20 protein-coding genes are annotated in these 21,533 nt (G+C 64.1%); 13 read left to right on the top strand and 7 right to left on the bottom strand.

The features are described from left to right. Positions 1 to 34: 34 nt before the first annotated feature. From CUJ90_RS16110 to CUJ90_RS16125, 4 genes are all read left to right on the top strand, one after another. Positions 35 to 1,123 carry a sn-glycerol-3-phosphate import ATP-binding protein UgpC gene (locus CUJ90_RS16110; RefSeq protein ID WP_073431000.1) on the top strand — a complete coding sequence of 363 codons (1,089 nt, stop codon included), beginning with the start codon at positions 35 to 37 and terminating at the stop codon, positions 1,121 to 1,123. 45 nt (positions 1,124 to 1,168) lie between these two features. After that, positions 1,169 to 1,468 (top strand): DUF3761 domain-containing protein, encoded by a 300-nt coding sequence (locus tag CUJ90_RS16115; RefSeq protein ID WP_114163189.1) that lies wholly within the window; start codon positions 1,169 to 1,171, stop codon positions 1,466 to 1,468. A gap of 267 nt (positions 1,469 to 1,735) precedes the next feature. Then, positions 1,736 to 3,403 carry an energy-dependent translational throttle protein EttA gene (ettA, locus tag CUJ90_RS16120; protein ID WP_073430998.1) on the top strand — a complete coding sequence of 556 codons (1,668 nt, stop codon included), beginning with the start codon at positions 1,736 to 1,738 and terminating at the stop codon, positions 3,401 to 3,403. 256 nt (positions 3,404 to 3,659) lie between these two features. Next, the gene (locus tag CUJ90_RS16125) at positions 3,660 to 4,784 is read left to right on the top strand and encodes a DUF748 domain-containing protein (RefSeq protein WP_114163190.1); all 1,125 of its coding nucleotides are present in this window, start codon (positions 3,660 to 3,662) and stop codon (positions 4,782 to 4,784) included. Between the two features lie 77 nt (positions 4,785 to 4,861). On the opposite strand, the gene CUJ90_RS16130 is transcribed toward CUJ90_RS16125, so the two are convergent. From CUJ90_RS16130 to CUJ90_RS16140, 3 genes are read right to left on the bottom strand one after another with little or no spacing between them, the layout of a single operon-like run. Then, positions 4,862 to 5,485, bottom strand: coding sequence for an HAD family hydrolase (locus CUJ90_RS16130; protein WP_073430996.1), 624 nt, complete (start codon positions 5,483 to 5,485; stop codon positions 4,862 to 4,864). Positions 5,486 to 5,516: 31 nt separating this feature from the next. Next, a complete protein-coding gene (locus tag CUJ90_RS16135; RefSeq protein WP_114163191.1) occupies positions 5,517 to 7,331 on the bottom strand; it encodes an aminopeptidase P family protein in 1,815 nt (604 codons plus the stop codon). A 19-nt stretch (positions 7,332 to 7,350) separates the two neighbouring features. Continuing rightward, complete coding sequence (locus tag CUJ90_RS16140) at positions 7,351 to 7,605, bottom strand: hypothetical protein (RefSeq protein ID WP_073430994.1); 255 nt, start codon at positions 7,603 to 7,605, stop codon at positions 7,351 to 7,353. Between the two features lie 204 nt (positions 7,606 to 7,809). Here CUJ90_RS16140 and CUJ90_RS16145 point away from each other — a divergent pair, with 204 nt between their 5' ends. The 7 genes from CUJ90_RS16145 to CUJ90_RS16175 all read left to right on the top strand — a co-directional run bounded on the left by CUJ90_RS16145 (position 7,810) and on the right by CUJ90_RS16175 (position 13,907). Continuing rightward, the gene (locus CUJ90_RS16145) at positions 7,810 to 8,520 is read left to right on the top strand and encodes a response regulator transcription factor (protein ID WP_114163192.1); all 711 of its coding nucleotides are present in this window, start codon (positions 7,810 to 7,812) and stop codon (positions 8,518 to 8,520) included. A 62-nt stretch (positions 8,521 to 8,582) separates the two neighbouring features. Then, the gene (gene hemA / locus CUJ90_RS16150; RefSeq protein ID WP_114163193.1) at positions 8,583 to 9,869 is read left to right on the top strand and encodes a glutamyl-tRNA reductase; all 1,287 of its coding nucleotides are present in this window, start codon (positions 8,583 to 8,585) and stop codon (positions 9,867 to 9,869) included. Between the two features lie 122 nt (positions 9,870 to 9,991). Beyond that, positions 9,992 to 11,074 (top strand): peptide chain release factor 1, encoded by a 1,083-nt coding sequence (gene prfA / locus CUJ90_RS16155; RefSeq protein ID WP_073430991.1) that lies wholly within the window; start codon positions 9,992 to 9,994, stop codon positions 11,072 to 11,074. Between the two features lie 7 nt (positions 11,075 to 11,081). Continuing rightward, positions 11,082 to 11,957: a peptide chain release factor N(5)-glutamine methyltransferase gene (prmC, locus tag CUJ90_RS16160; protein ID WP_114163194.1), complete on the top strand. Its 876-nt coding sequence runs from the start codon at positions 11,082 to 11,084 to the stop codon at positions 11,955 to 11,957. Positions 11,958 to 12,072: 115 nt separating this feature from the next. Then, the gene (grxD, locus tag CUJ90_RS16165) at positions 12,073 to 12,384 is read left to right on the top strand and encodes a Grx4 family monothiol glutaredoxin (protein WP_073430989.1); all 312 of its coding nucleotides are present in this window, start codon (positions 12,073 to 12,075) and stop codon (positions 12,382 to 12,384) included. A gap of 28 nt (positions 12,385 to 12,412) precedes the next feature. Next, on the top strand, positions 12,413 to 13,009 hold the full coding sequence (locus CUJ90_RS16170) for a UbiX family flavin prenyltransferase (RefSeq protein ID WP_114163195.1): 597 nt from the start codon (positions 12,413 to 12,415) through the stop codon (positions 13,007 to 13,009). 112 nt (positions 13,010 to 13,121) lie between these two features. After that, complete coding sequence (locus CUJ90_RS16175; RefSeq protein WP_114163196.1) at positions 13,122 to 13,907, top strand: DODA-type extradiol aromatic ring-opening family dioxygenase; 786 nt, start codon at positions 13,122 to 13,124, stop codon at positions 13,905 to 13,907. Positions 13,908 to 14,001: 94 nt separating this feature from the next. Here CUJ90_RS16175 and CUJ90_RS16180 read toward each other — a convergent pair whose 3' ends face one another. Then, positions 14,002 to 15,597 carry an APC family permease gene (locus tag CUJ90_RS16180; protein WP_114163197.1) on the bottom strand — a complete coding sequence of 532 codons (1,596 nt, stop codon included), beginning with the start codon at positions 15,595 to 15,597 and terminating at the stop codon, positions 14,002 to 14,004. A 420-nt stretch (positions 15,598 to 16,017) separates the two neighbouring features. On the opposite strand from CUJ90_RS16180, the gene CUJ90_RS16185 reads away from it, so the two are divergent. After that, positions 16,018 to 16,221, top strand: coding sequence for a cold-shock protein (locus CUJ90_RS16185; RefSeq protein WP_007180251.1), 204 nt, complete (start codon positions 16,018 to 16,020; stop codon positions 16,219 to 16,221). Positions 16,222 to 16,334: 113 nt separating this feature from the next. On the opposite strand, the gene CUJ90_RS16190 is transcribed toward CUJ90_RS16185, so the two are convergent. After that, positions 16,335 to 17,585, bottom strand: coding sequence for an Hsp70 family protein (locus tag CUJ90_RS16190; protein ID WP_114163198.1), 1,251 nt, complete (start codon positions 17,583 to 17,585; stop codon positions 16,335 to 16,337). Positions 17,586 to 17,776: 191 nt separating this feature from the next. On the opposite strand from CUJ90_RS16190, the gene CUJ90_RS16195 reads away from it, so the two are divergent. Continuing rightward, positions 17,777 to 19,252, top strand: a complete 1,476-nt coding sequence (locus tag CUJ90_RS16195; protein ID WP_073430984.1) for an MFS transporter — start codon at positions 17,777 to 17,779, stop codon at positions 19,250 to 19,252. 55 nt (positions 19,253 to 19,307) lie between these two features. On the opposite strand, the gene CUJ90_RS16200 is transcribed toward CUJ90_RS16195, so the two are convergent. Both CUJ90_RS16200 and CUJ90_RS16205 read right to left on the bottom strand, forming a co-directional pair. Next, entirely contained in the window at positions 19,308 to 19,901 is a 594-nt protein-coding gene (locus CUJ90_RS16200) for a nitroreductase family protein (protein WP_176035825.1), read from the bottom strand. Between the two features lie 185 nt (positions 19,902 to 20,086). Then, entirely contained in the window at positions 20,087 to 21,370 is a 1,284-nt protein-coding gene (locus CUJ90_RS16205; RefSeq protein ID WP_114163199.1) for an MFS transporter, read from the bottom strand. Positions 21,371 to 21,533: the final 163 nt, after the last annotated feature.

Genomic DNA, 21,533 nt, shown 5'->3' on the forward strand with positions numbered 1-21,533 from the left:
CACGCCGCGGCAAGCAACGAAAGGCTAAAACAGCATGGCTGCACTGACTCTGCAAGGCGTTAAAAAAACCTACGACGGCAAACAGTTCGTGTTGCACGGCATCGACGTGGACGTCGCCGACGGCGAGTTCGTCGTGATGGTCGGCCCGTCCGGCTGCGGCAAGTCGACGTTGCTGCGGATGGTGGCGGGACTCGAACGCATTTCCGAGGGCGAGATTTCGATCGCCGGCAAAGTGGTCAACCGACTGGAGCCCAAGGATCGCAACATCGCGATGGTGTTCCAGAACTACGCGCTGTATCCGCATATGAGCGTGGCCGAGAACATGGGCTATGCGCTGAAGATCGCGGGCGTCGAGCGGGCGCAGATCACGCAGCGCGTGCAGGCCGCCGCGCAGATTCTCGAACTCGAAGCGCTGCTGCAACGCAAGCCGCGTGAGCTTTCCGGCGGACAACGGCAGCGCGTCGCGATGGGCCGCGCGATCGTGCGCGAGCCGGCGGTGTTTCTCTTCGACGAACCGCTGTCCAATCTCGACGCCCGCCTGCGCGTGCAGATGCGCCTCGAAATCCAGCGTCTGCATGCGCGGCTCGCCACCACCAGCCTTTACGTCACGCACGATCAGATCGAAGCGATGACCTTGGCCCAACGTGTGATCGTGATGAACAAGGGTCACGCCGAGCAGATCGGCGCGCCGACCGAAGTCTACGAACGGCCGGCGACGGTGTTCGTCGCGGGCTTCATCGGCTCGCCGGGCATGAATCTGCTGGAAGGCCGCGTGTCCGACGACGGCTCGGCGTTCGAAGTCGCCGGCAACGGTCCTAAGCTGCCGCTGACGGGCACGGCTGCAATCGGCGGCGAACTCGCCAACGGACGCGAATGGACGCTCGGCATTCGTCCCGAGCACATGACGCCGGGTCACGCGGATGCGCCGCATGCCACGCTCACCGTCGATTCCTGCGAGTTGCTCGGCGCGGATAACCTCGCGCACGGGCGCTGGGGCAAACACGACGTAACGGTGCGCTTGCCGCATGCGCATCGGCCCGCGGCAGGCGAGGCGCTGCAAGTGGCGCTGCCCGCGCGGCATCTGCATTTCTTCGATCCGTCGACGGGACGGCGGGTGAACTGAGCGAGCGCCAGAAGCACACGCAAAGAAGAACAATGCAAGGAGACCATGAAAAGCGTCACCGTTAGCCGTTTCCGTCCTTACGCCGCCATCGCGGTGGCCCTGCTGTTCAGCGCCTCGTCGGCGTTTGCCTACGTCGCTCCGGGCACCTCACCCGACGAATCCAACCTCAGCAATCACGACAGCTACACCAACCGCGACGGCAACACGGTTCACGCGCCGGCCCGCTCCCTGTCCGGCAAGGTGCCGCAAGGCGCCACCGCGCGCTGCCGCGACGGCACCTACAGCTTTAGCCGTCATCGCAGCGGCACGTGTTCACGGCACGGCGGCGTCGCGGACTGGCTTTGAGTTCCGCGCTTCGACGTTGCCGAAGGCGCGTAAACCGCGCTCAGCGCCAAGCTCACGGCAATCGACCCTGCCGCCCCGCCCTCACCGCGAAGTACAATGCCACCTGAACCACCCGCCCGCGCGCGGGGCGTCGCGCAGTTCGACGCCGCACGCCATGCCGCGCCGGCCGGCGCCGGGCACACTGCCCGGCCCTAACACCGATTACCCATCCACCCACGGCAGCCCGTCCTCGATGCGGCCGGCGTCGTCAACGTCTATTGCAAGCAAATGGCCCAATACGTCTTCACCATGAACCGGGTCGGCAAAATCGTGCCGCCCAAGCGTCAAATCCTGAAAGACATCTCGCTGTCGTTTTTCCCCGGCGCGAAAATCGGCTTGCTCGGTCTGAACGGCTCGGGCAAGTCGACGCTGATCCGCATCATGGCCGGTGTGGACAAGGACATCGAAGGCGAAGCCACGCCGATGCCGAACCTCAACATCGGCTATCTGCCGCAGGAGCCGCAGCTCGATCCGAACAAGACGGTGCGTGAAGCGGTGGAGGAAGGTCTCGGCGACGTGTTCAACGCGCAGAAGAAGCTCGACGAAATCTACGCGGCGTACGCCGAACCGGACGCCGACTTCGACGCGCTCGCCGCCGAACAGGCCAAGTACGAAGCGATTCTCGCGACCACCGACGGCGGCAGCGCGGACCAGCAGATCGAAATCGCCGCCGACGCGCTGCGCCTGCCGCCGTGGGACGCGAAGATCGAGCATCTGTCCGGCGGCGAAAAACGCCGCGTCGCGCTGTGCAAGCTGCTGCTCGAAAAGCCGGACATGCTGCTGCTCGACGAGCCGACCAACCACCTGGACGCGGAATCGGTCGATTGGCTCGAACAGTTCCTCACGCGCTTTCCGGGCACGGTCGTCGCCGTGACGCACGATCGCTACTTCCTCGACAACGCCGCCGAGTGGATTCTCGAACTCGACCGCGGCCACGGCATTCCGTGGAAGGGCAACTACAGCAGTTGGCTCGATCAGAAAGAAGAGCGCCTGAAGCAGGAAGAGTCGTCGGAATCGGCGCGTCAGAAGGCGATCAAGAAGGAACTGGAATGGGTGCGCCAGAACCCCAAGGGCCGTCAGGCGAAGTCGAAGGCGCGTATCGCCCGCTTCGAGGAACTGAACAGCCAGGACTACCAGAAGCGCAATGAAACGCAGGAAATCTTCATTCCGGTCGGCGACCGCCTCGGCAATGAAGTGATCGAGTTCAAGAACGTCAGCAAATCGTATGGCGATCGTCTGCTGCTCGATGACGTCAGCTTCAAGATTCCGGCCGGCGCGATCGTCGGCATCATCGGGCCGAACGGCGCCGGCAAGTCGACGCTGTTCCGCATGCTCACCGGCCGCGAACAGCCGGATTCGGGCGAGATCGTGCAAGGCCCGACGGTCAAGCTCGCCTACGTGGACCAAAGCCGCGACGCGCTCGACGGCTCGAAGACCGTGTTCGAGGAAATCTCCGGCGGCGCGGACGTGCTGACGGTCGGCAAGTACGAAACGCCGTCGCGCGCGTACATTGGCCGCTTCAACTTCAAGGGCGGCGACCAGCAGAAGATCGTCGGCAATCTGTCGGGCGGCGAGCGCGGCCGGCTGCATCTGGCGAAGACGCTGATCGCGGGCGGCAACGTGCTGCTGCTGGACGAACCGTCGAACGACCTCGACGTGGAAACGCTGCGCGCGCTCGAAGATGCGTTGCTGGAATTCGCCGGCTCGGTGCTGGTGATCTCGCACGATCGCTGGTTCCTCGACCGCATCGCCACGCACATCCTCGCGTTCGAAGGCGATTCGCAAGTCACCTTCTTCGACGGCAATTACCAGGAATACGAAGCGGACAAGCGCGCGCGCCTTGGTGAAGAAGCTGCACGTCCGAAGCGTCTGCGTTACAAGCCGATCGCACGCTAAGTCCTGACGCCGCGGCCCGCTCGCCGGTTGGCGGGTGGGCCGTTTTTTCGAGCGCGGCCGGCGTGTGGCCCGCTGTTGCGCTCACCGCTGCACGCCGGCATTCGTCGGCGTTTTTTGTCAGGCGGCGGGGCACGCGCGTTGCTCGCCACGGCGTGATCTCAGGTTCAGGCGGAATGCCGCCGTTGCGTCAGTCGGAGCATGCGCGAACCGTTACGATCACAGCCGCACTGCACGACGCGGTGACGAGGAGGCAAGCATGGCGATGTCCAAGAGCAAGCGCTGGCTCGTTTCGATGAGCGGTGTGCTGCTGGTGCTGATCGTCGCCGTGGTCGGCGCGCTGCAATTCGCGCAGCGCGAAGTCAAGGAACGTGTGATCGCGGCGCTCGGTCCGCTTGGCAGCGCGGAAAGCATCCGCGTCGGTCTGACCTCCGTTCATCTCAGTCACGTTCTGCTCAAGGCGCCGCCCGGCTGGCCCGCCGGCGATCCGCTCCGAGCCGACGAAATCATCCTCACGCCCGATATCCGCGACCTGATCGCGCGGCGCATGCATATCCGCAGCGTGGTGGTGCGCGGCTTCGACATGGCGGTGTTGCGCAGCAAGGACGGCACGATCCGCTTGCTGCCGAATCTGCGCCAGTCGCTCAACGCCGACGGCAAGGACGACGTCGGCCGCAGCGCCGCGCCGGCATCGCGTGAAAAACTGGTCGATCACATTCGCTTCGAGCAGGGCAACTTCCATTTCCACGACATGACGGTCGGCCCGCCCGCTTTCAAAGTGACGGTCAGCAACGCCAATGCCACCGTCGATCACCTGCATCTGCCGGCGCTCAGCGAACCGACCAGCGTCGACGTCACCGGGTCGATCAAAGGCCCGGCGCATACCGGCACGGTGTCGTTCGGCGGCTGGATCAAGGTCGCGAACAAGGACTCGCAAACCGTCAGCAAACTGCATGGCGTCGATGTGGTGATGCTCGATCCGTACCTGCTGAAAAAGGCCGGCGCGAAGGCGCAAGTGACGGGCGGCACGATCGATCTCACCGTCGAATCGACGGTGCGCAATGACCAGTTGCACGCGCCCGGCACGATGACGGTCCACGGTCTGCAACTCGCCGAGAGCGGCAATCCGCTCGACACCTTCATGTCGATTCCCACGAAAGCGGCGGTCGCGGCGCTCAAGGCGCGCAACGACGACATCACGCTGCATTTCGTGCTCGACGGAAATCTGCGCGACCCGAAGTTCTCGGTGCAGGAAAGTCTGATGACGCGCATTGCCGCCGGGTTTGCCAAAGCGTTGGGCGTAAGCGTCGAGGGCGTCGCGAAAGGCGCGGGGGAAACGGTGAAAGGGTTGGGTAACGCGTTGAAGAATCTGCTGGGGCAGTAGTGGAAGCCGGCGCAAAGCTTATAGAGGCGAGAGCGCAAACGCGTTGCGTCGCCGCTTCGCCTGAACAACACCGCTGCTTAAACCGGCAGCCCCAACTCGCGCAGCTTCGCTTCGGTTTGCGCGGCGCTGATGTGATGCACGCCGTGCCAACCGAGCGCGATTGCCGCTTCCGCATTCTTCTGGTTGTCGTCGATGAAGACGAGTTCGCCGGGCTCGATGCCCGGCATTTGTAGCTCGATCCGCTCACGCATTGCCGCGAAGATCGCTGGATCGGGCTTCACGAGCCCCACCCGCCCCGACACGATGATGTCGCGAAACCGCCGCAGCGCAGGGTAATGCTCCCACGCATACGGAAACGTCTCCGCCGACCAGTTCGTCAGCCCGAACAGCGGCACGTCGGCGGCTTCGAGTTTTTCCATGATCGCGACGCCTTCTTCCAGCACGCCGGCGACCATCTCGTGCCAGCGCTCGTAGAACGCGCGGATCAGCGGTTCGTGATCGGGAAACCTGGCGATCAATTCGTTCGTGGCCTCGACGATCGGCTGGCCGCCATCCTGACGGATCACCCAGTCCATCGAACAAACGTGGGTGAGAAACCAGCGGCGCTCAGCTTCGTCAGGAATCAGCTGACGATAAAGATACTCGGGGCTCCAGTCGATCAGCACGCCGCCGAAATCGAACACGACTGCCTTGATTGCCATGCACTCTCCGTAAGCCACGCAATTGCGGCGATCAGATGGGTTGCGTGCGCAGTTCCAGCCATGCGCGGACGTCGCCCGACACGTGCGGCCACAAACGCGTGCGCACCATCTCGTGGTACGCGTTGAGCCACGCGCGTTCGTCCTCGCGCAGCAGCGCCAGATCGAGGCAACGCGTGTCGATCGGGCACAGCGTGAGCGTCTCGAACTTGAGGAAGTCGCCGAACTCCGTTTGTTCCGCGGGCACGTTCAGCACGAGGTTTTCGATCCGTACGCCCCACTTGCCCGGACGGTAGATGCCCGGCTCGACCGACGTGATCATGCCCTCTTCCATCGCGGTCCACGGTTCGGCCGGCGCATAGTGCGAAATCACCTGCGGGCCTTCATGCACGTTGAGGAAGTAACCCACGCCGTGACCGGTGCCGTGACCGTAGTCGGCGCCGGCTTCCCAGATCGGCGCGCGGGCGATCGCGTCGAGCATCGGCGAGCGGATGCCGCGCGGGAATTTCGCGCGCGACAAAGCCATCGTGCCTTTCAGCACGATCGTGAAATCGCGCCGCTGTGCCGCGCTGAGGGTGCCGATCGGCACGACGCGCGTGATGTCGGTGGTGCCGCTCAGATATTGCGCGCCGGAATCGATCAACAACAGCCCGTTGCCCTCGATCACCGAATGCGATTCCTCGGTGGCGCGATAGTGCGGCATCGCGCCGTTCGCGTTGAAGCCCGCGATCGTCGCGAAGCTCAGCGAGACGAAGCCGGGACGGCGCGCGCGGGCCGCCGTGAGGCGTTCGTCGATGGTCAGTTCAGTAATGGTTTCGCGGCCCAACGCGCCTTCGAACCATGTGAAAAACTCGGCGAGCGCCGCGCCGTCCTGCTCCATCGTCTCGCGCACGTGGGCGGCTTCGGCCTCGGTCTTGCGCGACTTGAAAAAGGTGGAAGGGTTGACCGCCTCGACCACCGTTACCGTTGACGGCACCGACTGGAGCGAACCGTAGGTGATGCGGCGCGGATCGATCAGCAGCGTGCTGCCGGCGGGCAGCGCGGCCAGCGCGTTTGCGGCCTTGGCATACGGTTCGACGCTGATACCGTCGCGCGCCAGCGCGTCGGCCAACGCCTGCGGCACCTTGCCGTCGGCGACGAAGAGCGACGCGTGGTCGACGCCGATCAGCGCATGCGCCACGAACACCGGGTTGTAGCTCACGTCGGCGCCGCGCAGGTTGAGCAGCCACGCGAGGTCGTCGAGCGTGGAGACGAAATGCCATTGCGCGCCCTTTTCCGCCATCGCGCGGCGAATCTGCGCGAGCTTTTCCGAACGCGCGACGCTCGCATGCGGCGCGGCGTGCTCGAACACGGCGTCGGCCGGCAGCGACGGACGCTGCGGCCAGATTGCGTCGAACAGATCGACGTCGGTACGCAGCTTCACGCCGTGCGCGGTGAGCGCCTGGGTCAGGGCGCGCGCCGCCGCCACGCCGAGCACCGCGCCGTCCACGCCGACCGTGGCGCCCGCCGCCACGTTCTGCGCGAGCCACTCGAAATGCGGGGCGGTCTGCTGGCCGCCGGTCATCTTCATCAACTGGACACCGGTGCCGGCCAGTTGCGCATTGGCCTGCTCCCAATAGCGGCTGTCGGTCCAGACGCCCGCGAAATCGGCGGTCACGATCAGCGTACCGGCCGAGCCGGTGAAACCCGACAGCCACTCCCGGCCCTGCCAACGGCCCGGTAAGTATTCAGACAAATGCGGATCAGCGGACGGCACCAGGTAGGCGGCGACGCCTTCGCGCGCCATGACGTTGCGAAGTGTGGCAAGCCGTTCGGGGATGGGGGAGGTTTCGGGGAGTCGGGCATTCATCAGAGTCACCTGCAAATATTCATCGACGGGACAGCAAGCCGACCGTCACGGCAACGGCGATCAACGCGATGCCGGTACACACCGGCCATTCGAGCAGATCGCCGTCATGGAAGAGACCAGTCACGTTGCCGGCCATGCGCGCGATAGCGGCGCCGAGCAGTCCGGTCAGGAGCGCCACCCACCATCGGGTTCGGCTCGAACGGCGCAGCGGATGCAGCCACCAGCCCGCAAGGCCGATCGCCGACCCCAGAACCACAATTCCGGGCCAACCCATTAGCGGCGGGTCTCGCGCAGTTTCAGATTTATCTCATGGGCGCAGGGGGACTGGACAGCTAGCATTCTTGTCTCATTAACTCTAGAGGTTCAGCACGGCGCTTTCCGCATAGCGGTTGAGTTTAGGGGTCGGGGTGATGTTAGGCAAGCTGTAAGCCTTACGAGAAAACCTGGTTCCTGCTGATTGCCACGCTGACAGCACGCCATGCGAATCGCCCTCATCGAGCCGGACCTGCGCCACGCCAAACTGGTCGGCCAGTTGATTTTCGCCGGCGGCCATGTGTGCCAGCACTTCACCGCGAGCACACCGTTTCTGAGCCGCGCGGCGGACGAATTCTTCGACCTTCTCATCACCGAAAGCTGGGCCGGCGACCATTCCGCCGAAGACGTGATTGCCCGCGCCCGCGCCATCCTGCCCAGCTTGCCGGTGATCGTGCTGATGTCGGCGCCGCGCGAAAGCCAGATCGTGGCCGCGCTGCACGCGGGCGCCGACGACTGCGTCAGTAAACCGGTCAGCGGCCCGGAGATGCTGGCGCGGGTCGACGCCCTGCTGCGGCGCGCCGGCCTGCGGCGCCCGCCCAACCGGCGGCGCGACGTCATCGGCGGCTACGCGTTCGACGCAGCGCAACTGGGCGTCACTTTCCGTGATCAGACGGTCACGCTGACGCCGAAGGAATTCCGCTTCGCGCGCCTGCTCTTCAACAATCTGTCGCGGCCGGTATCGCGCGCGCATATCCTCGAAACCGTCTGGGCGTGCCGGCGCGACGTACGGTCGCGTACCGTCGACACGCATGCGTCGCGCGTGCGGACCAAATTGCAGTTACGCCCCGAGCACGGCTATTGCCTGACGCCGCTATATGGCTACGGCTATCAACTCGACGCGCTCCCGCCGGAGGCCGCCGCGAAAGCTGCATGACGCGGGCTCAATGTAAGAATGGTGAAAACGCTATAATATTCAGCTAAACCATAGCCCCCCATATGCAGCTTCTAACGATCGGAATCAATCACCACACCGCGCCTGTCGCCTTGCGCGAACGCGTGGCGTTTCCGCTCGAACAGATCAAGCCCGCACTCGACACCTTCAAAAGCATCTGGCTCGGCCGCACGGCCCGCACGGCGCCGGAAGCGGCGATTCTGTCCACCTGTAATCGCACCGAGCTCTATTGCGCAACCGACGACCACGCCGCGCGCGAAGCCGCGATCCAGTGGTTCTCGAAATACCACAATCTGCCTATCGACGAACTTGCGCCGCACGTCTATGCGTTGCCCCAGTCGGAAGCGGTGCGGCATGCCTTTCGGGTCGCATCGGGGCTCGATTCGATGGTGTTAGGCGAGACGCAAATCGTCGGGCAAATGAAGGACGCGGTACGCACTGCTTCCGAGGCCGGCGCGCTCGGCACTTATCTGAACCAGTTGTTCCAGCGCACCTTCGCCGTCGCGAAAGAAGTGCGCAGCACCACCGAAATCGGTGCCCAGTCGGTTTCCATGGCGGCTGCCGCCGTGCGGCTCGCGCAGCGAATCTTCGACAAAGTGTCGAATCAGCGCGTGCTGTTCATCGGCGCCGGCGAAATGATCGAGTTGTGCGTCACGCACTTCGCCGCGCAGCAGCCACGCGAACTGGTGGTCGCAAACCGCACCGCCGAGCGCGGCTCGCGGCTCGCGGAGCGCTTCAACGGCCGGGCGATTCCCCTGTCCGAACTGCCCACGCGGATGCATGAGTTCGACATCATCGTGTCGTGCACCGCTTCCACCTTGCCGATCATCGGCTTGGGCGCGGTCGAACGGGCCGTGAAAGCGCGCCGTCACCGGCCGATCTTCATGGTCGATCTGGCCGTTCCGCGCGATATCGAACCCGAAGTCGGCCAGCTCGAGGACGTCTTCCTATACACCGTCGACGACCTCGGCGCGATCGTCCGCGAAGGCAATGCGTCGCGCCAGGCTGCCGTCGCGCAGGCCGAGGCGATCATCGAAACGCGCGTGCAGAATTTCATGCAATGGCTCGACGCGCGCAGCATCGTGCCGGTGATTCGCCACATGCATACGCAGGCCGACGTGCTGCGCCGCGCCGAAGTCGAACGCGCGCAGAAGATGCTCGCGCGCGGCGACGATCCGGCCGCCGTGCTCGAGGCGCTGTCACAGGCGCTCACCAACAAGCTGATCCACGGGCCCACGCACGCGCTCAATCGCGCGAGCAGCGACAACCGTGACACGCTCATTGAACTGATGAGCGGCTTCTACAAACACTCGGGTTCTTCCGAGCGTTAGCGGCGCAATCATCGCCGCGCTGTCCGCGCCACTTGCAAGTGGCCCGTGACGTGCTTCTGATCCGGGCATTCGCCCACTCCCTAGTTGCCGTCCTTGCCGGAGCCCGCTCCGATACCCGTCCGATGAAAACGAGCATGCAACGCAAGCTCGACCAGCTCACTACCCGGCTGGCCGAACTGAACGATCTGTTGAGCCGCGAGGACATCACCTCGAATCTCGACCAATACCGCAAGCTCACGCGCGAACACGCCGAGCTCGGGCCGGTGGTCGAGCAATACGCGCTGTGGCGCCAGGCCATGCACGACGCCGAGACCGCCCAGGAACTGCTGGCGGACGCGTCGATGCGCGATTTCGCCGAAGAAGAAATTCGCGCGGCCCGCGAACGCATGGACACGCTCGGCGGCGAACTGCAAAAAATGCTGCTGCCGAAAGATCCCAATGACGACCGCAACATCTTCCTGGAAATCCGTGCGGGCACGGGCGGCGACGAGTCCGCGCTGTTCGCGGGCGACTTGCTGCGCATGTACCTGCGCTTTGCCGAACGCAATCGCTGGCAGGTCGAGATGATGTCGGCGAGCGAATCGGATCTCGGCGGCTATAAGGAGGTGATCGTGCGGATCGCCGGCGAAGCGGCGTATTCGAAGCTCAAATTCGAGTCGGGCGGCCACCGCGTGCAGCGCGTGCCGGCGACCGAAACGCAGGGCCGCATCCACACGTCGGCTTGCACCGTCGCGGTGATGCCGGAAGCGGACGAAATCGGCGAAGTCGAGATCAATCCGGCCGATCTGCGCATCGACACGTTCCGTGCATCCGGCGCCGGCGGGCAGCACATCAACAAAACCGATTCGGCGGTGCGCGTCACGCACTTGCCGACGGGGATCGTCGTCGAATGCCAGGACGACCGCTCTCAGCACAAGAACAAGGACCGCGCGCTGAAGGTGCTCGCCGCGCGCATCAAGGACAAGCAATCGCACGAGCAGCAGGCGAAGGAAGCGGCCACGCGCAAGAGCCTGATCGGCTCGGGCGACCGCTCGGAACGCATCCGCACGTACAACTTTCCGCAGGGGCGTTTAACGGATCACCGGATCAATCTGACGCTGTATCGCCTGGAGGCGATCATGGACGGCGACCTCGGTGAACTGATCGCGGCTCTCGTCAGCGAGCATCAGGCTGAACTGCTGGCCTCGCTCGGCGACGCGGATTGAAGCGCGAATGAGTCGGCAGACGAAAGCAGACGGGCCGCGGATGAGCCCGGCTACACCCGCCGCGCTGTTGCGCGCCTCGCCGCTGCCGCCGCTCGAAGCGCGGGTTCTGCTCACGCACGTGCTCGGCTGGCGGCATACGCAATTGATTACGCGCGGCGATGAACCGCTCGCCGGCGCGTTGGTCGAGCGTTACCGGGCGCTGGAAGCGCGACGCGTAGCCGGTGAGCCGGTCGCGCAACTGATCGGCGCACGCGAATTCTTCGGGCTCGAGTTCGAAGTGACGCCCGACGTGCTGATTCCGCGTCCTGAAACCGAACTGCTTGTAGAAACCGCGCTGAGCGCGATGGACAAGCTCCCGCGGCCGCGCGTGCTCGACCTCGGCACCGGCACGGGCGCTATCGCGGTGGCGATTGCGTCGATGCGGCCGGACGCGCGCGTTTGGGCGCTCGACCGTTCTTCGGAAGCGCTCGCGGTGGCAACCCGCAATGCCGCCCGCCTGCTGGATGCCAACCGTCCCGGCGGCGCCGTGGTATTCCAGCATAGCGACTGGTACGACTCGCTCGACGCCGCACTGCGCTTCGAGGTGATCGTGAGCAATCCGCCGTATATCGCGAGCGGCGATCCGCATCTGTCGGAAGGTGATTTGCGCTTCGAGCCGCGCGGCGCGCTCACCGACGAAGCCGACGGCCTCAGCGCAATCCGCGCGATTATCGGTGGCGCCCCCACACGTTTGAGCGCCAACGGCGTATTGTGGATCGAACACGGCTACGATCAGGCCGAAGCCGTTCGCGCGCTCCTGTCAGCGCGCGATTTCGAGGAAGTGCGCTCGGAGCGGGATCTTGCCGGTATCGAGCGAATCAGCGGCGGACGGTGGCTCGGCTGACGCTTCGCGGATAGCCTTATCCGGCGCATGGATAAAGCGGCCCGGCGCTGGTCTTACCGAAATCCGCTATCATTTCAGCCTATTCCCCACACATCACGGAACCGCAAGGTCAGTCATGGATACGCAACAACGCATCAAGCAAATCGTCGACGAGAACAACGTCGTGCTCTTCATGAAGGGCAACGCTCAGTTCCCGATGTGCGGCTTTTCGGGCCGCGCCGTCCAGATCCTGAAGGCGTGCGGCGTCGGCGAGTTCAAGACCGTCAACGTGCTCGAAGACGACGAAGTCCGCCAGGGCATCAAGCAGTTCTCGAACTGGCCGACCATTCCGCAGCTCTACGTGAAGGGCGAATTCATCGGCGGCTCGGACATCATGATGGAAATGTACGAATCGGGCGAACTGCAGCAATTGTTTGCCGCGGCCTGAGCCTTTGCCCCACAAGGCGCCGCGAGCCATGGAAACACCCACTGCGGCGCCACGCCGGCTGATCGTCGCGATCACCGGTGCGACCGGCGCCATCTACGGCATCCGCTTGCTCGAGACGTTGCGCAAGCTGGGCGGCGTCGAGAGCCACCTGCTGATTTCCAGCGCTGGCTGGCTCAATATCCGGCACGAACTCCAGTTGTCCAAAGATGACGTGCATCCGCTCGCGGATGTCGTCCATTCGGTGCGCGACGTGGGCGCGAGCATCGCATCCGGCTCGTTCGCGACAGAAGGCATGGTGGTCGCCCCCTGCTCGATGAAAACGCTCGCGAGCATCGCGCACGGTTTTTCCGACAATCTGATCACGCGCGCCGCCGATGTCACGCTGAAGGAGCGCCGCCGGCTCGTTCTCCTCGTGCGGGAAACGCCGTTCAATCTCGCGCATCTGCGCAATATGACGGCCGTCACCGAAATGGGCGGCGTCATCTTTCCACCCTTGCCCGCCTTTTACAACCAACCCAAGTCGATCGACGAGATGGTCGATCACACCGTGTCGCGCGTGCTGGATCTGTTCGCGCTCGGACCGGCCTTGTCGCCGGCGTGGCAAGGATTGCACGGCGCGGATTAGTAACGATTGCGACGCAATCAATTCCGCTTTCCGCCGTTTATCAAAGATCAGTGCGGACTTATATTGGTAGCAATCCAATCTCCGCGCCGCCGCACCCGGCTGCGTTGCTACCATGAACCGCCTGCCTTCGCTTTTTCTTTCCCACGGCGCGCCCACGCTGCCGATCGACCCCTCGCTGCCGTCCGCCGAATTCGGCGTGCTCGGCGCGCAACTGCCGCGTCCCGAAGCCGTGCTGATGCTGTCGGCCCACTGGGGCACGGCGCGACCGGTGGCAAGCACGTCCACGGCGCCGGACACCATCCACGACTTCTACGGTTTTCCGCGTCAGCTATATGAGATCCGGTATCCGGCGCCGGGCGCGCCCGATGTGGCGCGCCGTGCCGCCCTGCTGCTCGGTCAAAACGACATCGCCGCCGATACCGAACCGCACGGCCTCGATCACGGCGCATGGGTGCCGATGCTGCTGATGTTCCCGGACGCCGACGTGCCGGTCGCGCAATTGTCGATCCAGCCGCACATGAACGCGGCGCATCACTTCCGCATCGGCCGTGCGCTGCGCGCGCTGACAGACGAAGGCGTGATGGTGATCGGCTCCGGTCAGATCACGCACAACCTGCGCGCCGCCGACTTTTCGGCGCGCCCCGAAGACGCCGACCCGCGCGTCGCCGAATTCACCGGCTGGTTCGAGGACAAGCTTGCGGCACACGACCTCGACGCGCTGCTCGACTACCGTCGCCAGGCGCCGCACGCGGCGCTGATGCATCCGACCGACGAGCATCTGCTGCCCGTATTCGCCGCATTGGGCGCCGCCGACGACGATTATTCGCTGGCGATTCAATCGCTCGGCACCTATCAGCGTGCGCTCGCCATGACGAATTACGTGTTTGGCAGCGCGTGACGTCAAAAGTGACGCCCGTAAAAAAACCCGCCTTGAGTCAAGCTCAAGGCGGGCTTTTTCATACGAATGCCAACACCAATCGAATCGCGGCCCGTTAATGCACCGCCATCTCTTCGAGCACCTCGTCGTGAATGTCACGCTCGTCCAGGTACTCCGAGCGATACCCGCTGCGCACGCCCCAGTAATAAAACACCAGTGAGAACGCGATCACCACGAGCATGTCCCAGCCGTACGGCAAGACGCCCAGACCGCCGAACTCCTTACTGCCGATCAGCGACAGCACGGCCATGATCGGCAGGTAGGCCACGAGCCACCACGCCGCCTTCAGATCACGTCCCCAACCGCCGAAACCGGACTTCGCCTGGAAGTAGAAGTACACCGGCAGCGCCACGACCATCAGCAGAATGATCTCGCCCGTCAGCGGCCACCGGGCCCAGTACAGGATCAACGACGCGCACACGAAGGCGAACGGCGCAATGATCTGCATGCCCGCAATGTGCAGCGGACGCTCCAGGTCGGTCGCCGCGCGGCGCAGCGCCATCAGGCTGATCGGGCCGGTCAGGTACGAAATCACGGTCGCGACCGAAATCACCGCCGCAAGCGAACTCCAGCCGCGGAAGAAGAACAGGAAAATGAACGACACCAGCAGGTTGAACCACATCGCCTGACGCGGCACGCCGTAGAACGGGTGCACATTGCCGAACATCTTCGGCATGGTGTTGTTGCGCTCCATCGCATAGATCATGCGGGTCGTGGTCGCCATGTAGGTCGTGCCGGTGCCGCTCGGGCTGACGAACGCGTCGACGTAGAGCAGGATGGCGAGCCAGTTCAGGTTCAGCGCGATCGCCAGTTCGGCGAACGGCGAAGCAAAGTTGAAATGGCCCCAACCCTTCATCACGTCGCTTGGGCTCACCGCGCCGATATACGCAACCTGCAGCAGCACGTAGATCACCAGCGCGAGCAGGATCGAGCCGATCACCGCGAACGGCACGCTCTTGCTCGGATTGCGCGCCTCGCCGGCCAGATTGATCGGGCTCTGGAAACCGTTGAACGCGAACACGATGCCGCTCGTCGCCACCGCGGTCAACACCGCCGACCAGCCGTACGGCGCGAACGTGCTCGCTTCGCCGAAGTTTTCCTTGTGAAAGCCCGCCATCATCAAGCCGACAATCGTCGCGCCCGGAATCAGGAACTTGAAGATCGTGATGGCCGAATTGGCGCGAGCGAAGAGCTTCACGCCCCAGTAATTCAGCAAGAAGTAAATCACCACCAACGCGGCGGACAGCAGGAGCCCATCGGTGGTTAATTCCCCGTTCACGAACAGCGCCTGCGCCCATGCATAGGGCCAGGTGCTCATGTACTGAATGGACGCCTCGGCCTCGATCGGAATCACCGAGACGATGGCGATCCAGTTTGCCCACGCGCTAATGAAACCCACGAGCGCGCCATGCGAATAGCGCGCGTAGCGCACCATGCCGCCCGATTCCGGAAACATCGCGCCGAGTTCGGCGTAGGTCAACGCGATTGCGAGAATCACGACCGCGCCGATGACCCATGCGCAAATGGCGGCAGGACCGGCGATCTTGGCGGCTTTCCACGCGCCGAATAGCCAGCCCGAGCCGATGATCGAACCCAGGCCGGTCAGCAGCAACGCAAACGGCCCGATGTTCCGTTGTATAGAACTTTTCACATCCTCTCCTGTATCAGAACCATGTGTCGGCACCGCGAGACATCGCTTGTGACGCTGCGGACGGTGACGTGCATGCATGCGCAACCGGCGCAACCCGGTGCGGGGCGCGTAGTTTAACGGTTGCCCCCGCCGCCTGCAGCCAAACCAAGGGTTGTCCCTGACAAAAAAGATCAGACAAACGGAAAGCTTTGTAAGGACGTCCCACCTTGCCATACCGAAATTTTGTAAAGATGCGGCGAGAGTGTTGACCTTCTCTCAAAATCGCCGTATAACGTCCGGGCAGGATTTCAAGCGGCGAGTGAATTGGTCTTTCGTAGTTCGCCCATCAACGGTACTCCGGTTGGTCCCATTACCCCCTTCCTTGATTTTCATGCACCCATTGGGCTTCGGCCTTATTTACCATCTTTAGGAACAAGTAATATGGAAACCGGTACCGTCAAGTGGTTCAATGACGCAAAGGGCTTTGGCTTCATCACGCCGGACGGCGGCGGCGAAGATCTGTTCGCGCATTTCTCGGAAATCCGCACGGAAGGCTTCAAGACGCTGCAAGAAAACCAAAAGGTCACGTTTGAAGTGAAGACGGGCCCGAAGGGCAAGCAAGCTGCCAACATCAAGCCGGTGTAAGCAGAGCGCTCCCTTCAGGACGCAAAAAACCCCGCCTCGGCGGGGTTTTTTTTTATATTCGTCGCAATGCTATGCGCTGATTATCTTCGCAGTATGTGATTGGTGATTCGGGTTTATCCGAACAGACGCCGCGCGTGAATACCGAGGCCTGTCGCGACACTGGCGAGACGGTCGCCGAATACCGCTTTGGCGTCTGGAAATGCAGCCGCCAATGCACCCGATAGAAACGCCAAACCGGTCGAGCCGCCCGTGAAGTAAATCGCGCTGACGTCGCGCGTGGCGATGCCGGCCGCCTGCACCGTGTCGCGTGCGGCCTGCACGATGCGGCGCGTCTCGTCCTGGCCGGCCTTGATCAACTGCGCTTCGTCGAAGGCGAGGCGCAGGTCGTCTTCCACTTCGTCGAGATCGATCACGGTTTCGCCGCCCGCCGCCACGCCGATCTTCGCCTCTTCGGCGTGCGCCGCGAGCGCATGCCCCAGGCGGCGCTCCACGACACGCATCAGGCGGTCGTGATGCTTGACCTCGGTGAACAGATGCCGCATCAGCGCGAGTTCGCCGACGCGCTTCGGCGCGTAGACGGTGTTGATCAGATGCCAGGTCGCCAGATCGAAATAAACCCGGTTCGGAATTTCGCGGCCTTCCGGGTCGAGCGCCTGATAGCCGAGTTCGCGCAGGATCGTCGCCAATTCGACGCGGCGGTCGAAATCGGTGCCCGCGACGTGCACGCCATGATGGGCCAGCACATCGTCCTTGCGCTCGACGCGCTTCATCCGCTCCGGCCCGACGCGCACCAACGAAAAGTCCGAGGTGCCGCCGCCGATGTCCGCCACCAGCACGAGTCCTTCCGCCGTCAGATGCGATTCGTAGTCGAACGCGGCGGCGATCGGCTCATACTGAAAGTGAATTTCCCGCAGACCGACCGAGCGCGCCGCCGCTTCGAGTTGCTGCTGCGCCATCTGATCGGCGCGCGGATCGTCGTCGACGAAAAACACCGGGCGGCCCAGCACCGCGCGATTGATCGGCCCGCCGGCGCTTTTTTCCGCCGACCGCTTGAGGTGATCGAGAAAAATCGCGATAACCTCGGTGTACTTGATCGCCGAACCGTCGCCCAACTCGGTCGAATTCTCGGCGAGCGGCGAGCCCAGAATGCTCTTCATGGAGCGCATCAGGCGGCCGTCGAAACCGTCGATATACGCTGCCAGCGCGGCCCGCCCGAATTCGCGGGTGTCTTCGTCGGTGTTGAAAAACACCGAGGTGGGCAGCGTCGAATAGGCGCCCTCGACCGGCGCGAGCTTCAGCGCCGCCCCGTCGGGGACAGCCACGGCCGAGTTGGAAGTACCGAAGTCGATCGCGCAATAGTTCATGGCAGGAATCGCCGCTCACGGCTGGCGCGGACAGAAGGGGGGAGCGGCTTTGTATCACGAAATCCCAACGGGCATCAACTGACGCTTCCGGCGCATCCGCAACAAAACCCACAGGCCTGTCGGGCGGAACGCAAATTGCTCACGCCAACAGGTTACGCCGCCAATTTATGACATTGAGGAGACTTTGAGCAATGAGCGCGCCGCCAACCGCCGCCGTCCGCGAAAAAAACACCGCCGTCGTCGAAACGGATCTGCCTTCGCGGCTGGACCGCTTGCCGTGGGGCCGCTTTCACTCGCTGATCGTCGTGGCGTTGGGCGTGACGTGGCTGCTCGACGGTCTCGAAGTGACGCTGGCGGGCGCGGTGGCGAGCGCGTTGAAGGCGAGCCCCACGTTGCAATTCACGAACGCGGACGTGGGCCTCGCCGGTAGTGCTTACATCGCCGGCGCCGTGCTCGGAGCACTCGGCTTCGGCTGGATGACCGACCGGCTCGGCCGTCGCAAGCTGTTCTTCATCACGCTCGCGCTCTATCTGGCCGCCACCGCGGCAACCGCGTTTTCGTGGAATCTGGCCAGTTTCCTGCTGTTTCGCTTTCTGACCGGCGCGGGTATCGGCGGGGAATATACGGCGATCAATTCGACAATCCAGGAATTCACGCCAGCCCGCGTGCGCGGCTGGACCGATCTCGGCATCAACGGCACCTTCTGGGTCGGCGCGGGGCTGGGTGCGGCGGGCTCGCTGGTGCTGCTCGATCCGAATCTGCTGCCGCCTGATTGGGGCTGGCGCGCGTGCTTTTTCATCGGCGCGGTGCTGGCGCTGGTGATTCTGCCGATGCGTGTCTGGGTGCCGGAAAGCCCGCGCTGGCTCCTGACCCGCGGCGGCGAGCCCGACGCGCGCTCGATCGTCGAAGCGCTCGAAACGCGCTTTCGTCGCGAGGGTCACACGCTCGTGGACCACGAACTCATTGCGCTGCGGCTGCGCGCACGCGGACATACGCCGCTGCGCGAGGTGTTCCACACGCTTTTCAACGTGCATCGGCGTCGCGCACTGGTCGGGCTGTCGCTGATGACCGCGCAGGCGTTCTTCTACAACGCGATCTTCTTCACCTACGCGCTCGTGCTCACCGATTTTTACCAGGTGCCGCCCGCGCATATCGGCTGGTATCTGCTGCCCTTCGCGCTCGGTAATTTCCTCGGACCGCTGGTGCTCGGCCGGCTTTTCGACGTCATTGGAAGGCGCAAGATGATCGCGGCGACCTACGGCATATCCGCGGTTCTGCTGACGCTGAGCGGCTACCTGTTCGAGCAGCACATGCTCACCGTCGTCACGCAGACGATCGCATGGATGGTGATTTTCTTCTTCGCATCGGCGGCCGCGAGTTCGGCGTATCTGACGGTCAGCGAATCGTTTCCACTGGAGATCCGCGCGCTGGCGATCGCGGTGTTTTACGCATTCGGCACGGCGCTGGGCGGCATCGCGGGCCCGGCGTTCTTCGGCAGGCTGATCGACACGCATCAGCGCAGCGAGGTGTTTTCGGGCTATCTGGTCGGCTCGGCGCTGATGCTCGCGGCCGCGGTGATCGCGGCGATCTGGGGCGTGGATGCCGAGCGCAGGTCGCTCGAGCACGTCGCGAGGCCGCTGTCGAGCGTGCTGGACGACGAGGAATAAAAAACGCGCGGTCGGCGCCGCGCGTTTTTCCATCACCGCCTGGGCGGCGAACCGCTCAGAAGGCCTTCTTCCAGCCGCCGCCGTAAGCGATGTCCGCCAGCGGCAGACGCTGACGCGCCGATTTCTCCCGCTCACGCAGCACCGGGTCCAGCTTGTCGACCTCGCCGTAATGGCCAAGCGCGATCATCGCGATCACTTCAACGTCCTTCGGGAGCTGGAATGCCGCGCGGAACGCGTTCGGATCGAAGCCGCTCATCTGATGCGCGGCGAGGCCGAGCGCGTGCGCCTGCAACACCAGCGCCATCGCCGCCGCGCCCGCATCGTAGGGTGCGCAGCGATTCACTTCGCCCTTGCTCGTGAGCGTGTGCGTGGTCACCGCGATCAGCACCGGCACCTGCGCATTCCAGCCCTGATTGAACGGCACCAGCGTGGCGAAGGCCTGCTTGAACGAGACTTCGTCGACGCTGCGGTCGAATACGACGAAACGCCACGGCTGCGCGTTATACGAAGACGGCGCCCAGCGAGCCGCCTCGAGCACGGAACGCAGGTTGTCGCGGCTCACCGGCTCGCTCGAATAAGCGCGCGGGCTCCAGCGGCCTGCAATCAACTCGTGGATGGCGACTTCGGTAGGGGCGGGTTTGTTGGTCATGCGCTTCTCTCGGTCGAAATTCATGGTCGACGGGCGGCTGCCCGGGGTCACATAGCATAACCGGGCTTCGCCGCGCGCGCTTCATCCTATGCGGGTTGGTTTTTGCGTCGGCTGGAATGCGAACGGCCCCAGTGGGGCCGTTGGTCCGGCTTCGCTTCGCCGTACCCCGCGCGCGGGGCGCGACCTTAGATCGCCTGCGGTTCCGGCACCTTGGCGGGCCGGTTGATGCGCAACACGATCACGGCGGCGACGAGACACAGGCCGCCCGAAATCATCGACGCCACCGTGTACGTACCGAGGCTCGCGCGCAGCATGCCGGCGCCGAGCGCCGCGAACGCCGCGCCCAACTGGTGACCGGCGACCACCCAGCCGAACACCACCGGCGCCGCTTCCTTGCCGTAAACGTCGGTGGCGAGACGCACGGTGGGCGGCACGGTGGCGATCCAGTCGAGGCCGTAGAACACCGCGAACAGCGGCAGGCCGAAGAAGTCGATGCCGAACGCGTGCGGCAGATACATCAGCGACAAGCCGCGCAGCCCGTAGTACCAGAACAGCAGCACGCGGCTATTGAAGCGGTCGGAGAGCCAGCCGGAAAGCGTCGTGCCGAACAGATCGAAGATGCCCATCGCGGCGAGCAGCGACGCGCCCTGCACTTCGGTCATGCCGTAGTCGCCGCACATCGCGATCAGGTGGGTGCCGACGTAACCGTTGGTACTCGCGCCGCAGATGAAGAAACTGAAGAACAGCAGCCAGAAGTCGCGCGTCTTGCTCGCCATGGCGAGCGTGCCGAAAGCGATTGCCAACGGATTCTGCTTCGTAGCGGGCGCTGCGACGGGCGCGTCGTGCGGTTCGCCGTACGGACGCAGCTTCATGTCGGCCGGGCGCTCCGGCAACAGGAACGCGACCAGCGGCAACACGATCGCCGCCGCCAGCGCGACCACCCACACCACCGGGCGCCAGCCGTGGTGCTGGGCGATGGCCGCGAGCATCGGCAGGAACACCAGTTGGCCGGTGGCCGAACTGGCCGTGAGAATGCCCATGACGAGGCCGCGGCGCGTGGTGAACCAGCGCGTCACCACCGTCGCGGACAAGGACAGCGCCGCGACGCCCGTCGAGCCGCCGACCATTACGCCCCAGATCAGGACCATCTGCCATGGATGCGTCATCAGCGACGACAACGCCACGCCTGCGGCCATCGTGCCGAGCGCGGCCAGCAACGTGGGACGCACGCCGAAGCGCTGCATCGCCGCCGCCGCGAACGGCCCCATCAGCCCGTAGAGCGCGATATTCACCGAGATCGCGAGCGAGATCGTCGCCCGGCTCCAGCCGAATTGATGCTCGAGCGGCACCATCATCACGCTCGGCGTGGCGCGCGTGCCCGCCGCCGCCAGCAATACCAGGAACACCACGGCGACAGTCAACCAGCCATAGTGGAAACGTCCGCCAATCAGTCTCGCTGCCCAGTTCATCGGTTCTCCAGTCGACACCGCTCACAAGAATGGCGCCGTTCGCATTCGCCGTTCGCACCATGACGGCTTCGGTAAAGGGTTTGTGACAGCTCAGTCACAACGGTGTTGCGATGTTAGTTACTGGTCGGTAACATGTCAAGGCGTCGATTTAATTTTCAGGTGC

It is taken from the genome of Paraburkholderia terricola (assembly GCF_003330825.1).
Classification (GTDB): domain Bacteria; phylum Pseudomonadota; class Gammaproteobacteria; order Burkholderiales; family Burkholderiaceae; genus Paraburkholderia; species Paraburkholderia terricola.

Coding starts and splice junctions, on each gene's coding strand:
- CUJ90_RS16175 (WP_114163196.1), top strand. CDS start 13,122: ATGAACCGCCTGCCTTCGCTTTTTCTTTCCCACGGCGCGCCCACGCTG.
- ettA (WP_073430998.1), top strand. CDS start 1,736: ATGGCCCAATACGTCTTCACCATGAACCGGGTCGGCAAAATCGTGCCG.
- CUJ90_RS16145 (WP_114163192.1), top strand. CDS start 7,810: ATGCGAATCGCCCTCATCGAGCCGGACCTGCGCCACGCCAAACTGGTC.
- CUJ90_RS16125 (WP_114163190.1), top strand. CDS start 3,660: ATGGCGATGTCCAAGAGCAAGCGCTGGCTCGTTTCGATGAGCGGTGTG.
- CUJ90_RS16195 (WP_073430984.1), top strand. CDS start 17,777: ATGAGCGCGCCGCCAACCGCCGCCGTCCGCGAAAAAAACACCGCCGTC.
- CUJ90_RS16140 (WP_073430994.1), bottom strand. CDS start 7,605: ATGGGTTGGCCCGGAATTGTGGTTCTGGGGTCGGCGATCGGCCTTGCG.
- CUJ90_RS16200 (WP_176035825.1), bottom strand. CDS start 19,901: ATGACCAACAAACCCGCCCCTACCGAAGTCGCCATCCACGAGTTGATT.
- CUJ90_RS16170 (WP_114163195.1), top strand. CDS start 12,413: ATGGAAACACCCACTGCGGCGCCACGCCGGCTGATCGTCGCGATCACC.
- CUJ90_RS16185 (WP_007180251.1), top strand. CDS start 16,018: ATGGAAACCGGTACCGTCAAGTGGTTCAATGACGCAAAGGGCTTTGGC.
- CUJ90_RS16190 (WP_114163198.1), bottom strand. CDS start 17,585: ATGAACTATTGCGCGATCGACTTCGGTACTTCCAACTCGGCCGTGGCT.
- CUJ90_RS16130 (WP_073430996.1), bottom strand. CDS start 5,485: ATGGCAATCAAGGCAGTCGTGTTCGATTTCGGCGGCGTGCTGATCGAC.
- CUJ90_RS16115 (WP_114163189.1), top strand. CDS start 1,169: ATGAAAAGCGTCACCGTTAGCCGTTTCCGTCCTTACGCCGCCATCGCG.
- CUJ90_RS16135 (WP_114163191.1), bottom strand. CDS start 7,331: ATGAATGCCCGACTCCCCGAAACCTCCCCCATCCCCGAACGGCTTGCC.
- CUJ90_RS16205 (WP_114163199.1), bottom strand. CDS start 21,370: ATGAACTGGGCAGCGAGACTGATTGGCGGACGTTTCCACTATGGCTGG.
- grxD (WP_073430989.1), top strand. CDS start 12,073: ATGGATACGCAACAACGCATCAAGCAAATCGTCGACGAGAACAACGTC.
- prfA (WP_073430991.1), top strand. CDS start 9,992: ATGAAAACGAGCATGCAACGCAAGCTCGACCAGCTCACTACCCGGCTG.
- hemA (WP_114163193.1), top strand. CDS start 8,583: ATGCAGCTTCTAACGATCGGAATCAATCACCACACCGCGCCTGTCGCC.
- CUJ90_RS16110 (WP_073431000.1), top strand. CDS start 35: ATGGCTGCACTGACTCTGCAAGGCGTTAAAAAAACCTACGACGGCAAA.
- prmC (WP_114163194.1), top strand. CDS start 11,082: ATGAGTCGGCAGACGAAAGCAGACGGGCCGCGGATGAGCCCGGCTACA.